Annotated in this window: 10 protein-coding genes; all 10 read right to left on the bottom strand. The window is 43.2% G+C overall.

What is annotated here, in order from left to right; all coding sequences use genetic code 11:
- Window positions 1-25: 25 nt before the first annotated feature.
- Entirely contained in the window at window positions 26-952 is a 927-nt protein-coding gene (locus DXB43_RS13440) for a DUF6674 family protein (protein ID WP_117918767.1), read from the bottom strand.
- A 60-nt stretch (window positions 953-1,012) separates the two neighbouring features.
- A complete protein-coding gene (locus DXB43_RS13435; protein WP_005340521.1) occupies window positions 1,013-1,702 on the bottom strand; it encodes a SpoVG family protein in 690 nt (229 codons plus the stop codon).
- A 33-nt stretch (window positions 1,703-1,735) separates the two neighbouring features.
- Entirely contained in the window at window positions 1,736-2,104 is a 369-nt protein-coding gene (locus DXB43_RS13430) for a hypothetical protein (protein ID WP_117918769.1), read from the bottom strand.
- The gene (locus DXB43_RS13425) at window positions 2,097-2,714 is read right to left on the bottom strand and encodes a class D sortase (protein WP_117918770.1); all 618 of its coding nucleotides are present in this window, start codon (window positions 2,712-2,714) and stop codon (window positions 2,097-2,099) included. Before DXB43_RS13425 ends, DXB43_RS13430 begins: the two co-directional genes overlap by 8 nt.
- 13 nt (window positions 2,715-2,727) lie before the next feature.
- Window positions 2,728-10,260 (bottom strand): helicase-related protein, encoded by a 7,533-nt coding sequence (locus tag DXB43_RS15945; protein ID WP_117947811.1) that lies wholly within the window; start codon window positions 10,258-10,260, stop codon window positions 2,728-2,730.
- A 14-nt stretch (window positions 10,261-10,274) separates the two neighbouring features.
- Window positions 10,275-10,643: a hypothetical protein gene (locus tag DXB43_RS13415; protein WP_055062784.1), complete on the bottom strand. Its 369-nt coding sequence runs from the start codon at window positions 10,641-10,643 to the stop codon at window positions 10,275-10,277.
- Window positions 10,640-10,858 (bottom strand): DpnD/PcfM family protein, encoded by a 219-nt coding sequence (locus tag DXB43_RS13410; protein ID WP_004611546.1) that lies wholly within the window; start codon window positions 10,856-10,858, stop codon window positions 10,640-10,642. The genes DXB43_RS13415 and DXB43_RS13410 overlap by 4 nt, the downstream gene beginning before the upstream one ends.
- A gap of 27 nt (window positions 10,859-10,885) precedes the next feature.
- Window positions 10,886-11,782: a hypothetical protein gene (locus DXB43_RS13405; protein ID WP_117874786.1), complete on the bottom strand. Its 897-nt coding sequence runs from the start codon at window positions 11,780-11,782 to the stop codon at window positions 10,886-10,888.
- Window positions 11,783-11,832: 50 nt separating this feature from the next.
- A complete protein-coding gene (locus DXB43_RS13400) occupies window positions 11,833-13,728 on the bottom strand; it encodes a C40 family peptidase (protein WP_117874834.1) in 1,896 nt (631 codons plus the stop codon).
- 158 nt (window positions 13,729-13,886) lie between these two features.
- Window positions 13,887-14,303, bottom strand: coding sequence for a hypothetical protein (locus tag DXB43_RS13395; protein ID WP_117874784.1), 417 nt, complete (start codon window positions 14,301-14,303; stop codon window positions 13,887-13,889).
- Between the last annotated feature and the right edge of the window lie 78 nt (window positions 14,304-14,381).

Below are 14,381 nucleotides of genomic sequence, written 5' to 3'. Positions count from 1 at the left end.
CAGAATCTCTCCCACGTCCTCAAAACTATCTGGCTTTATCTTCTCTTACCTTTGATACTTCCTTATGTGCCGCTTCCTGCTTCACCTCATCCACACCTCTAGCATCAAATGCATCTGCATTATACTGATACTCCTGTGGTTCAGCAACCATCGGTGAATATACAACCTCTGCTTCCACTCGCTCAGCTTCTGCCCTCTCCGGCTCTGTCTGTTCCTGTTCCTTTGTTTTCACATTCTCCATATACTTTTCCTTATCAAGCTGCACATTCATAGCCAGATTATCCAGCTTATCTATAGATGCATCCAAATGCAGCTCCATTGATACAAACAACTTTCTCACTGCTTTCATAGGTGCAAGCACCGCCTTTGTAATGGGATGTTTCTGCTCTTTCTGTGAATAATCCACCTCTGGCTTGTCAGCAAAAGTACGGAATGCATTAGCTGCTGTCTGACCAGCTTCACGAAATCCTTTTGTAAGAAGCGCTGTCTTTGCTATATCCTTATCCGTGGTCTTGATTGCACCTCTTACATTCTCTCGGATATCAAGAAGCCTTTTCTTAATTGCTAAGAACTCCGACACCCTGTATAATGCAGTTCTTCCCTTTGCCTTTGCTTCATCAACTATGCTCTTTGCTGTAGATTTGACCTGTTCTTTCACTTCTAATACCTGTGACTTTATCTGCTCACATCTGGTATTAAGTCGCTCCTGTGCTTCTGACAATGCCTTTTTTGCATTATTGACAAGTGTATCTTCCTGCATTTCTTTGATCTGGTTCTGCATGTTGGTGAGTTCTTCCATCATGGAATCAATCTTTTTCTCCAGACCATCCACATAACTGCATATTTCAAATACATCATTTGCCTGCTCTTTCATGGTATTCTTTTTTAGTAATTTGAGAAGTTCCCTTATAACCTCCTCATTGGTAAGTGTTTTTCCTGCTTCCATATCCATTCTGTTTCCTCCATTCTGTAAATGGGGCAGCCTTGGCCGCCCCTGTACTCTGATTACTGATTATCGAAAGGGCGTCGCCTCTTTGTCCTTCTCTTTATCGGGATTGCCATGATGTTTCTCTGCACTCTCTCTTGCCTTTTCGTTGCTCTTATCCTTTGCTTTCTCATATTCAGAGATAATCTCATTATAGAGTTTTTCCCTGAAATCCTTTGTGACCGGATAGCAGACATCCTGATAGATTGGCTTGCCCTGCTCATCCACCTGCTTTGTCTTATAAGAAGGCATTGATACAAAGATTTTCTCTTTACCCTGCACGATATTGATATTATTTACGATGAAACTGTTTTCAAAATAAATGCGTGCAAGTCCCTTGATGTTACTACCTTCCCTCTCATAAGGTGTCACAGTTACGGAAAACTCCGGCATTTCCTGTGTACGCTCCTGCTTCTGTGTCTCCTCTTTCTCCGGTTCCTTAATTCTTGCATAGGCATCAAGGATATTGGTATAGAGTTCCTCTCGAAACTCTGCTGTAATAGGATTGCACACATCCTTATAGATCACACCGTTGCTTTCATCACGCTCATTGGAGCGGTATCTTGGCATTGATACGAAAAGCTCTCCCTTATCCTTATTCTCAAGGATTGCAATATTGGTGATCTTAAATGAATCACCGAATACCACTGTTGCAAATCCTTTGATATTGCTGCCCTCTTTTGCCCTTACTTCGTTTACCTTAATTGAATACTTCATATGCTATTCCTCGCTTTCTTTTTGTTCTTTGTTTTACTCCGGTATGATAAACTCACACCAAAGCTGTTCTATCTGTTCACAAGACAATCTGCCATTTAACCAGTTGCCAAGTGTAACGACCATTCCGTCCTGCTCATAGTAGAGCCACTCCTGTGTTTCAATGTTCCCCTCATACACGATGGTCACATCAAAATCAGGCATAAATAATCCTTCCACTGCATCCCATACACAGGCTATTCCCTGTCTGAGTGTCAGATTCAGGCTTTCGACATACACAGACCAGCCGCTTACGACTATCTGAAATTCATCATCAATCTCTGCAATATCATCCTCGATGTCAATTAGCTCTTCCATTTCCGATACTGCCTCTTCTATCTCACCTAACCGGTATCTCTTATTCATCCATCTCCGCCTCCTTATAAATGCACCTGACTACAAAACGCATGGTTCCTTTCTGGGAACAGGTAAAAAGAGTTAGTTCTTTTTCATCACCCTGTGTCTTGATGCTGTTATCATACGGATTTACTACATCTGTCTCTGTTACCTCATAGATATGCTTCTGTCCATTTTTGTCGGTTATCATTACTTCATCACCTATGGATATCTGACTTAGTGGTGTAAAAAATGTGCCATATCTGCTGCCATTGTGACCGCACAATACACAGTTGCCACTCTCCCCAATCCCTGCTGTTTCTTCTATATGACCGATCCCGGCATTAAGCACTTTACTTGTGGTTCCTTCCATTACCGGATACCGGATATCTATGCCCGGTATCTCAATGATACCGATAACACCGCCTTCTTTAAAAATGGCTTCATCCTCTTCACTAATGGAGGTTTGCTCTTCCTCCACACCTGTTTCTTCATCGTAATCATCCTCCAATGTCTGCTCAAATTCACTTATGAGCTGTTCTGTCTGTTTTTCTCCTGTTGCCCGCCAGAAAAAAGGGACTGCCATAATGGCAATCCCTGCTGTAATCAGTAGTCCTGCGACCACTTTTCTTATGCTCATATTATTCACTCTCCTATCGTGTTCTGCCCTCTCTGTCGGCTGGATAAGCACCTTTATCCTCTGCTACAATTGCTGCAGATTCCATCCTGTCATCTGCTTCTCTTTCTTCCTCCGGTCCGCTCAGGTCTGCATCCACAGCCTTTGCGTTCTCAAGGTCAAGCTGAGCATTCAGTTCACACTGCCTTGCCAGTTTTTCTTCCAGTTCCTTGCTGTATGCAAATGGCTTGTCATACTCTGCCTTTGATGCTTCAAGGTCATTCTGGTACTGCTCAATCTTCTTTTCTAAGAAATCAATGTTCTCATGGAGTCCATTGAACAGGTTTTCCAGCTTTACCATGCTGCCGACCGGACTTGTGGAAAGTTCTGCCTTGTACTCAGTCTTTCCACGAAGCACCATATAATTGATGTCAAGGAAGTTCTTTTCCACAAGCAGCTCAAATCCATGGAACTTGCCGATTGCAGTTGTCTCTCCGGTCTTACATTTGCTGATTGCTTCAAGCATCATCGTTCCTCCATCCACACGCTCTGTGTAGGTTGCTTTGCCTATGGTAATGGCAAATTCCGGATTATCAATCAGTTCTTTATCCCTTGCCTTTACATCTTCTCTTACATTGGCAAGCTTTTCTGTTGCTGTCTTAATGAGCTTCGGGTACTTAATCATAAAGTTGTCCTGAAGTCCATATCTCTGATTGTCATAGGATGCCTTTAAGAGCTTTAATCTCTGGACATCATTGTCAATCTCCATCTTTTCCTTGATCAAAGGATTACCGGTGGCAACCGCCTTAATCTCTGCATAGGAAAGTGTTGCCTCGTCGATATCCTCGCAGCTTCGGCTTACTGCCTTGCTTGTCATGACCTGACTGATGAAACGCTGCTTATTTTCAACGAGCGACCAGTTGTATGCATCAAAGGTTCCTTTGGTGACATATCTGTAGATTGCTACTTCTTCATTTTCGTTGCCCTGCCTGATGCCTCGTCCTTCCCTCTGTTCAATGGAGCTTGGCTTCCACGGACAATCCACATGATGCATTGCTACAAGGTGTGTCTGCACATTGACACCTGTTCCACACTTGTCCGTTGAACCAATAAGAACTTTCTTTTTACCTGTCCTCATCTCCTTAAAAAGTGCATCCCTCTGTGCATCTGTCTTGGCATCATGGATAAATGCTATCTCTTCTGCCGGAATACCATACTGGATAAGAGTTTCCTTCAGATAATCATAAATAGTGAAATCCTTATCCGGTCCCGGTGTTCCAATATCCGAAAAAATAAGCTGACAGCCTATATGACCATCAGCATTTCCTTTTTCATATTCCTTCCACACATTTTCTGCTACCTTATTGAGTTTTCCATCCGGATTATTCGGTGCATCCTTGTCAATCAGTCTTGCATCTGTCCCAAGAAGCCTTGCCTCATGGGTAATCTTTAGGAAGTTATCCTCACTTGGGTCTACGCCTCCGCCTCTGATACGCTCTGCCCTTACAACAAAGTCCTCCATCACCTGCTTTACATACCAGTCCGGCTCCGATTCCACAATGATAGGCTTACCGCCTCTTAAAGCTGGTACATCAAGGTCAAGCATGTCCGCAGTCTGCACATCTGCAACCTCTCTGAAAATGTTCATAAGCTCCGGCAGATTCGTAAACTTATTAAATCTGCTCTTAAAACGGAATCCGCTTCCCTCTACAGTAAGCTCCAGTGCTGTTGTCACTTCACCAAAGTTCGCTGCCCACGAATCAAAGTGATAAATTCCCATCTCTTCAAGTGCCGCTTTCTGTAAGTAAAGCTGCATGACATACATCTCACACATGGTATTGGATATTGGCGTACCTGTCGCAAACACAATGCCTCTGCCATCATTTATCTCAGACAAATACTGGCATTTAAGCTGCATATCCGTTGACTTCTTTGCCCCTGAACTGCTGATACCAGACACATTATTCATCTTTGAAAATATGGCAAGGTTCTTAAAATTATGTGCTTCGTCCACCATGATAGAATCTACACCAAGCTCCTCAAAGGTTATAAGGTCATCCTTCCTGCTCTCATCAGATAAGGATTTCAGCTGTTCCTCCAGCTTTTTCTTCTGACTTTCCATCTGCTTTACTGTCCAGCGTTCTCCGTTACGTTCCTTCATCTCATCAATCGCATAGCTGATTTCAGCTATCTGCTCATTAAGCATTCTTTCTTTTCTCTCTGCGGAGATTGGGATTTTCTCAAACTGCGAGTGGGACATGATAATACAGTCATAGTCACCTGTTGCAATCCTTGATACAAACTGCTTTCTACGGCTCTTTTCAAAATCACGCTCTGTGGCAACTAAGATGTTTGCTGACGGATAAAGCCTTAAAAACTCTGATGCAGTCTGCCCGATAAGTGGCTTTGGAACAACCATGATCGTCTTATTGGCAAGTCCAAGTCTCTTCTGCTCCATGCAGGCAGCCATCATCTCAAAGGACTTTCCGGCACCGACACAGTGTGCCAACAGGGTGTTTCCTCCAAGAAGGATTCTAGCCACCGCATTCTTCTGATGCGGCTTTAGCTCAATCGCCGGATTCATTCCCGGAAACTGCAGATGACTTCCGTCATACTCACGCAGGCGGATATTGTTGAATGTGTTATTGTAATACTCCACATACTTCTGTCTGCGTTCCGGTTCTGAGAACAGCCACTCCTTGAACTTTTCCCTGATCATGTTCTGCTTTTCCCTTGCAAGCATTGTCTCATTCTTATTGACTTCATAATGATACCTGCCATCTCCGTCATCAATCCTGTCCCTTACTGTTACAGTTTTAAGATTCAGCGTATCCTCAAAAATAGAATAAGCATCCATGCGGCTTGTACCATAAGTCTTAGTAGCTGCCACTGAATGCTTATCCATGCTTTTATTCTCGATGAACCATTCCATGCTCATCTTATTTAAGTGTACCTGAATGCCTGTATTGTAAAACTGGCTTCTGACTGCCCTTGCCCGCCTTGGCGTATTGAGAAGTTCATAGATAAACTGCTCATAATCAAGCGGCTCAATCCATGTCGTACCAATCTTTACATCAATGTCTGATGCTTCAATCCATTCCGGCTGCACCTTTTCAAGTGCTGCCACATTGCCTGCAAATCTTTCTGCCTGTGGATTGTCTGTATCCGCTGCCATAGCCTTTGCTACACGAAGCTTGTCTCTCACATTTCCGGACAGATACTCGTCTGCTGTCTCCCAGCCGATGTCCGGATTGTTCTCGTTGTAACGGTCAGGATTTAGGAAAACCAGTCCGTCCAGCTCTTCCACAAGAACTGCTCTTCTAAGCTCTGCCAAAGCATCATCACTTAGCGTTATCTCATCCGCTGTCTGCCCGGACTTTTCTGCAAGCTTTTCCTTTGCATTAGTAATATCCGGCTCATAGATAGAAAGCATATAGGCAGGGTTTACATATCCAAATTCATTGACGGATACATTTAATGCTTCCACAGCAGTCTCAACCCTGTCTATGACAGTCTTTGCCTTAATCGTCTGCTTATAAAACATATCCGCTTTTTTCACCTCCCCGTCTTCATTTACTTCCTCAAGACTGCAAAGAAGCGGGTAATCGCTGTCATCCCTGAAAGCTATTCTGTTTGCTTTTGAAGTAATGGCTCCATACTGCTTTACAAAAGCATCATATTTTACATTAAGAAGTCTCTGTTTATCAGAAAGCTCCTCCTCGCTGCAGCCATCCATCTGGATATCAATCAGCTCTCTTGTTATCTGTCTGATTTCATCAAGGCTTCGGATTCGCTCCTCGGCAGTCTGTGATACTTCTTTTCTTACCATCTCGGAATTTTCCCTGTAATAGAGCTTTCCTTCAAAAAATGTGTAAGTGTAGTTTCTCACATCCGGATCAGCAGGTATAACCTCCTCTGTCTGCTCCGCCTCATCTGACACTCTCTCAAAATCTGTAATCTGTGCTTTGATATTACTGATAGCTTTGTTTAATGCTTCATACATATTGAAGTTCTCATCATTATTCACACAGACTGTATATCTGCTGTCCTGTCCATAAATCCTTGTATCATATTCCATAGATCCAAGCATCATTTCCGGATGCTCTGCAAAATAAGAGTTGACTGCAATGCCATTCTCAGTCACACCAAGGTGTACCCAGTCAGGCTCAATATCAATCTTTCTCTCCCTCTTCTGCAAAAACAGGATATCTGCTGTCACTTCGGTTCCTGCATTATCTTTAAATGCAGTATTCGGAAGTCTTACTGCTCCCACAAGCTCTGCCCTTTCAGCCAGATACTTTCTTATGGTAGGATTTGCCTTGTCAAGCGTTCCCTTTGTGGTAATGACTGCGACCATGCCACGCGGTCTTACCTGATCAAGTGCTTTTGCAAGAAAATAATCATGGATACGGAAGTTATACTTGTTGTACTTCGGATCAAATACCTTATAATCCCCAAATGGCACATTTCCGACAACCACATCAAAAAAGTTATCCGGATATGTGGTATTCTCAAATCCTGTGATAGAAATATTAGCATTCTGGTAAAGCTGCTTTGCGATTCTTCCCGAAATGCTGTCAAGCTCCACTCCATACAGCTTTGCTTCATGCATTGTTTCCGGCATACTTCCAAAAAAGTTACCGATACCCATGGATGGCTCTAATACATTGCCACCTCTGAAACCAAACTGGACAAGTGCCGAGTTCATGCACATGGCAATCTCCGGTGAAGTATAAAAGGCGTTATTTACTGTTGCCCTTGCCGCACTGTATTCCTCATCAGATAAAAGTTCTTTCAGTTCTGCATACTCTTTGCTCCAGCCTGCGTTTTCCTCGTCAAATGCCTGTGACAGTCCGCCCCATCCGACAAACTTCGACAGAACTTTCTGCTCCCCCGGTGTGGCAAGCCTGTTTTCTGATTCAATCTGCTTTAAAGTGCGGATTGCATCCATATTCCACTGGTATCTGGTCTTAGCACCGCCTTTTTCCATTTCCCAGAGATTGTAGTGGAAGTTGTGCTTTTTCTGTACCACATCATCTGAAACTACATGTCCATTCTCATCAATCTTGGTATCCCAGCCATTCGCTATCGCTCTTTCCCTGGTTTCAAGACGATTGGCTTTTACACTATCCTCGATATCAAAGAATCTCTTATAGACCGGATTCATCTTATCCCTGTCAGCCTTCTGCTTTGTCTCCTGATAATACTTCTTCTGGTCTTCTCCGCAGTAAAATGGCTGTTTTACCATATAAGATAAGATTTCATATAACTCACGCCAATCGAGAGCACCTTCTTTACGCACACCATTCCTGTTCTTATAGCTGATCTTCACATATCCGCTTCTGATTGAGTACTCCACAAGACCATACTTATTGTTGGAATATGCCTTTCTTTCTGCATTATCTGTCCCTAATGCAATATCCCTGATAAGGTCAAGTTTATTTGGCATAAATGCAAAATCAGACTGCACCACATCCATAAGGAATGCCCTAAACGGAGTGTAGCAGCTGCAATCTGTTACAAGAATCTCCGCCGCATCACGCAGGTCTTCATCAAGCTCCTCAATACGCTTGGCATAATCAATCGGTGTAATATACTTAAGCTCTGATGGATCTTTTTCAGTTGTTTCAGCTTCTATCTCGGCACCATATTCTGCCTGTGTTACCATGCGGTCTTCATCAGCAGCTTCCTGTGGTGTCATGCCTTTTGCACTTACATAATCTCTGTTAGAAGCATAGCTCTCCGGCTCATCCGGTATTGCATAATCATCAATCTCTGATTCTGCCTCTTCCGGTTCCACTTCCCGATATTCGGCATAAATGACCTCATCATCCTCACGGAGTCCGTCCATCGCAAGCTCATCAATACGAGGTGTCTCAGGCTGGTATTCCCCTGTAAGAATAAGGACACCAAGCTCTTTTTCGATATCTTTCCATGAAACATATCCTTCAACCTCTCCATCCTCATCTCGCCACTGAAAACGCAGTCCGTTCCCATGAAATGTGTCATATCCGTGCAGTCCCAGTCCGTCAACCGGCCAGCCTGCACCTCCCTGACCATATTCTGCTTTGATACGCTTTGCTCTGGTTCCTGCATCAATCTCTGTTTCAAAAATCTTGCATACCCTGCCCTTACCACCGATAAAACCTGTACCTCTCATAAGCACCTGTTTGATATACTCACCTGGTACTGTTGCAGACTTTTTGGGATTCAGGTAATTGTATTTACCTGCTAATGCAGCTTTTCTGTCCTGCTCGAACTGACGCATAAACTGATTATTGTTTTCGTCCTCAGTATGAATGGTGCCAATGCTTGCCTGCCCGTTCTGGTCGAAAAAAAAGGAAGCCTGTGTATATTCGGCTTCCTTACTGACACCCAATGAATTGATTTCATCAAGTTCCCTATTCAGTTCTGTATCATCTGATTCTAGTGGAATCGCATCACTATCTGATTCAGTACCACTTCCTCTGCCTGCATCTTCGCCTGCTCTCTTATCTTCCACATCTCCATTGTCGATGACGTATCCTGTGGCTTGTGCTTCGCCAGATACTGCATCTCTAACTGGTCGTACAGCTGATTCGCTTCCTCCTCTACCGCTGACATCTTCTCGTACATCTTCCCGAATCTCATCAGCGTCTTGTATCTTGCCGGCTCGTTCTCTTTGAGATAGTTCATCGCCATCCTTCCGTATTTGCCCAGCTTCGTGAGATCCTCCGTCTCGTCCGGCATCTCTATCTGCGGATAAAGCAGTCCGTCCACTTCCTTGTAAGTCATTTCTTCTAACATATCCAATTCTCCTTTCGCTCTCGATTGCCTTTAAGTTACGACTAAATTCTCTAAGAACACTACAGGAGACATCGCATACAATGGAACCAAGACGGTAAATGATCTCTTCGTCTTTGATATTTACGATCTGACTGAAATCCTGTTCTTGCACAGATAAGTCAAATCCGCATCTCGTCCCTACAGCATACATGACACTTGCATATACAAGCTGCTCCATGTCCATTTCCTGCTGTAAGCCATTGCGTTTCTTACTTTCTTCCTTTATCACACTACCTGATAGCTGCATGAGCTCGGTCATTCGGTCTCCGAACTCTTCTTTTATTATAAGCCAAACATCTGTTCCTGTAAACTGTTTTAATATATTTTTTAGAGACTCCCTGTTGCTGTTATCGTACTGCTCAATCTGACCTTCTGATACGAGAAAATCCACATAATCTTTAAGATTTTCTCCCTCAAGGTCCCATGTCAGCTTAACATTCTTCCCTCCGGTATCACTGATATCAAATATATACCTCATGCGTGGATTCAGTGCCCTTGACGGGAAGATAGCGCAGCCTTTCGCACCACGCTTTACATATCTTCCCACCTTTTTCCAGGTATCATAATCTGCCATGAGTGTGCTTTTTTCCGGAGGTCTCTGAGCTGTTATCATAACGATATTGTCAAATTCATAGCGGTATAACTGACCTGCGACCTTTAACACATCCTTCCAGTTCTTTTCTGATCTGGTGATGTTACCAATTTCAGAATCGTATATCGCTTTGACCTTCATATCAACGCCCATACCTTTGTCCTCCTCTACTTAAACATCTCTGCAAACAATCCCTTAAAGAGCTTTAACTCATCCTTATCCAGCTCGATTGCAAATTCATTGTCGATTGCCTGTTTTTCGCATTTATCCTTTTTCTTTGCAATCTTACGCACCACACGAAGAAGCACATAGCACTCCTTGGACTTTGCAATGCTCTGTTTAAAGGTCAGCTCATCCTCATCGACTGACTTCTGTGTCTGATAGATAATCTCTTTTAACTTATCATTGATACCATCTACTTCCTCAAGGGAAATAATAACGGATGCCTTAGAAGCACCCGATCTGTCCCACTCCTTATGAAGTTCCTTTACTAAAAACTCCATGTTCTTAATTACTGTTGTTGAATCACTTTTCATCTTGCTTTTCCTCCGTTTTCTTTTAATGAAGAAGGGAGCTGACCTTCGCTGATAGGCGCAAAATCAACTCCCTTCATGTCCTCTGCTCCAAGGACTATCTGCTCTGCATAATACATATCCATTGCCTTATTGATGGCATCGTCAAGCGACTCTGCCTTTACTTTCTGTACTCGTGAAAGCACTTCTTTTATCTCAACATCAAATTCCTGTTCCATATGATATCGCCTCCCGTAAAAATCTCATCACCGGCTCTTTTCTTCCTTTACCTGTCTTTCCTTAAAGCCCTCATCGTACTTTCCATCTTCCAGCCTGTCGTAAAAACAGTCCTCTTCAATCGTTCCGAAATCCTCATACATCTGGTGAAGGAAATCATTCTGCAGTTTCTTTGGCACATCATCATCCTTTGACATATCCTGATAAAAATAGAACTTCTGCTTTAGCTTTGCCCTGTAATCATAGATATCCTCTATCTTTTCCGGTGTGCCATACTCCCTCTTGTATGCCTTGAAATTCGTGGTTGAGAGTGTGGAACCGAGATAAATGCCATGCTCCCACGATACTCCGATTGTGGTATTGTCCTTTGTAGGCTTCTCATCCTTCGGATAACGCTTATACTCTGTCGCACCAAGGGCGATTGTAAGAGAACCTGACTTCATATCCATCACCACGAGATTCCTTGGTGATAATGCTTCAAGCACCATGTAATCATGGTCATTGAAGTTATGAAATGTCTGTCCCCTTTCAAATGATCTGTCCACACTTTCATAATGCAGGTTAAAATCATCCACCCAGCCCTTATCGGTCATTCCAATCTCCTTAAGCTTTGCAACACATTCAGAAGAACTGGCTTCTTTATCAAACCGAAATTCTTTGGAATCGTTATAAAGTCCCTGAAGAAAGTGCCCCAGCTGAATATCATCCAGACAGAATCTCGCAGATACAGTTACATTTGCTGCCCTGTAATACTCTGCGAAGTTATCTGCTTCACCAAGTGTTCTTCCAAGCTGCAACAAATTGTCTGCAAGCTCTGACATGTCATCAACTGCTATAAAACTCTTATAATCATCCAGAGTCATCAGCATATTTGTCTCTGTTCCCCTGTCGTTTTCTGTTACCAGTATCATATCTTTTAAATCCATTCTTACCTCCAGTCTCAGAGAGAGACTATGCCCTCTCTGCAAATTTTCTGTTATGGTCTTCCTATCACAACAATCTTTCCTGTGCTTGCCACATCCCTGTAGACCACACCAAGACTTTCATTAAGCGCCTCTACCACCTTGCCATTTCCGACGTATACTGCCACATGGCTGATGTTCTTATATCTTCCGTTGCTTGTAAAACTGTAGAAAATAAGGTCTCCCGGCTGTAACTCATCAAAGGCGACTGTCTTTCCGGCTTCATCCAGTCCCTGTGCCTCCGCTGCCGCTGTGGTTGCACCGCCGTAACTAATATCCACGCCTGCATCTTTCCATGAATAATAGGCTAAGGAACTACAGTCATAATAGTTACCGCTGTCTCTTAAATCCTGACTATAAGGAAAGCCAACTCTGTGAAGTGCATAGGAGCAGACTGTTTTCTGCCTGCTGTCTGTAATTTCGTTTAGGATGGCATTGATTTCATCCTCAGTCATGGAGCTTACTCCCGGACTTCCGCCTCCGCCGCCACTTCCGCTTCCGGCATATCCAAGCTGTCCCATAAACTCCGGACTCATGATCTGCTCAAGCATTTCCACATGATCAGAGTTAAACCCATAGACCGAAATCATATCCCTGTACGATTTCAGCGTTACATTCACATACAGAACAGACTTCGTGACAGTAGTCACATTGCCGTCTGCATCCGTTTCTTCCACATCCTTTGTTCCGGTGCTTGTGGTGTATGAACACATATCATTTACAACTGCCTGCAGCCAGCCTTTAGAAGTATCATTCATGACTGTTGCAGTATCTCCGACACCATGCTTGACCATATAGACTGCCATGATATCATAGTAATTGCTTGGGTTTTCTTCCATACCTTCATAGTCCACATATACAAGCTCTCCAAGATCATATCCGGTATGCTCATTAACCTTCGTGTTCACATCCCGGTTAAACTCCTGCACATAAGCACTCGTTACTGTCTGCACGGTATCTCCTGATTCAAGTGGTGGCAGAAATAAAGCAAATGGTGAATTGTAAAGGATTGCTATCACCGCTATAACCGGAACCGCAATCATGGCAACTACAAGAACAAGTAATAAAAGCACCAATCCAACAATCGGTGCCGCTGCCTTTACCCAGGTAATCGCTTTTCGCACAATCAGATCCTTTACCAGCTTTGCCACGCTGTCTGTCTGATTCTCCTGTGCTTTCATCTTATCCAGAAAGAATTTTATCTTCCTGCTCCGGTTGGTCATTTTTTCATCCTTGACCTCTATGGACGCACCTGCCGCATATCCGGCTGCCATGCCGATTGCCGTGCCTGCTCCCGGTGCAACCGCTGTTCCTGCCGCTGTAGCAGCTGCCTTTGTAGCAGTTTTCGTTGCAACCTTAGCAGTAGTCTTTGCTGTTTCTTTTGCCGTCTCTTTAGCTACAGTCTTGGCTGTATCTTTGGCAGCTTTCTTTGCTGTCTTTTTTGCCAGCTTCTTTCCTGCCTCTACCTTCTTGATACGCTTCTTTGCCTCGGCTGCCGCCTTTTTCCTGAAAAGTGCAGCACCCTTAGAAGCAGTTCCGGTAACAGGGCGGCTTGCTTCATATGCAAGATATGCTGCCTGCGATACCTCATGCCCACCTTCTACCTGCTCTGTTACTGCCCCGGCTGCAAGTGCTCCAGTTCTTCCTGCAATGTGAAGATTCGTGTTCTTGGTCTTGATGGAAGTGTTGGATTCTTTAAGGTTTCGCTTAAATCTTGATAGTCCCTTATTCTTCGATTCTGACTGATGAATGGTACTCTTTCGATAGGACTTCTTTCTATCCGTATCAGTTACCTTTGCACCAGCTGTCTTAGGACCTCTCTCTACTGTATAGATGTTACTCCCCTTAATCTTGGCTCCCTTCGGTTCGTGGGCATGAATCTTGGCTTTCTCCTTGGTGTGAATGACCATCGGTTTGTCATCAACCTTTCTAATTTTCAATTTTCTCACCTCCTACTTTGAAAAATAAAATAAGCCGCTAGGGAGCAAAAATTACTCCTTAACGGCTATGTAAAATCATTCAATATTCAATTATTAAAAGCAACATGAAACTGGGATTTGGCGATTGCTTACTTCCTTATCGTATTAAGAACATTTAAGGCTTGTTCACCTTCATCTCTGTTGGTACTCCATATGCTGATAGACAATAATTCACCCGCAGAATAATACCCTACATAAACAACATAAATAGTGTTGCTATCTTCCGTTAATACATCGTCGTATATCTTTGCTTCAAATCCGCTTGGAATGTAGAAATCTAAATTTCGCTGTCTTGCAGATACTGGCACTGTTCTGATATAAGCATCTTCCATTACTTCTCTTGGTGCAAGTATACCATCCCTTTCTGCGTGGAACGGTGTTATACGAATTGTCAAATCACTATTGTCAGGATAAAAAATGTACTGACCACTCTCTTTATCGTATTCGCCTTGCCAGTTATCTGGCATAGAAATTTGCCAATCAAAGAGTAATTTATAAGAATTCATGTTGCCCCTCCAAATTCAAATTTGTAAATATCATTTTACATTTTTATATGAAATCACAATATGACTTGGTGCAAATAA

It is taken from the genome of Roseburia sp. OM04-10BH, from assembly GCF_003462605.1.
Taxonomy (GTDB): Bacteria; Bacillota; Clostridia; order Lachnospirales; family Lachnospiraceae; genus Roseburia_C; species Roseburia_C amylophila.
This window is presented reverse-complemented; position numbering and strand designations above follow the sequence as displayed.

Bases quoted from the DNA above. Each gene is read 5' to 3' on its own strand.
- DXB43_RS13440 (WP_117918767.1), bottom strand. From the start codon at position 952: ATGGATATGGAAGCAGGAAAAACACTTACCAATGAGGAGGTTATAAGG.
- DXB43_RS13435 (WP_005340521.1), bottom strand. From the start codon at position 1,702: ATGAAGTATTCAATTAAGGTAAACGAAGTAAGGGCAAAAGAGGGCAGC.
- DXB43_RS13430 (WP_117918769.1), bottom strand. From the start codon at position 2,104: ATGAATAAGAGATACCGGTTAGGTGAGATAGAAGAGGCAGTATCGGAA.
- DXB43_RS13425 (WP_117918770.1), bottom strand. From the start codon at position 2,714: ATGAGCATAAGAAAAGTGGTCGCAGGACTACTGATTACAGCAGGGATT.
- DXB43_RS15945 (WP_117947811.1), bottom strand. From the start codon at position 10,260: ATGGGCGTTGATATGAAGGTCAAAGCGATATACGATTCTGAAATTGGT.
- DXB43_RS13415 (WP_055062784.1), bottom strand. From the start codon at position 10,643: ATGAAAAGTGATTCAACAACAGTAATTAAGAACATGGAGTTTTTAGTA.
- DXB43_RS13410 (WP_004611546.1), bottom strand. From the start codon at position 10,858: ATGGAACAGGAATTTGATGTTGAGATAAAAGAAGTGCTTTCACGAGTA.
- DXB43_RS13405 (WP_117874786.1), bottom strand. From the start codon at position 11,782: ATGGATTTAAAAGATATGATACTGGTAACAGAAAACGACAGGGGAACA.
- DXB43_RS13400 (WP_117874834.1), bottom strand. From the start codon at position 13,728: ATGGTCATTCACACCAAGGAGAAAGCCAAGATTCATGCCCACGAACCG.
- DXB43_RS13395 (WP_117874784.1), bottom strand. From the start codon at position 14,303: ATGAATTCTTATAAATTACTCTTTGATTGGCAAATTTCTATGCCAGAT.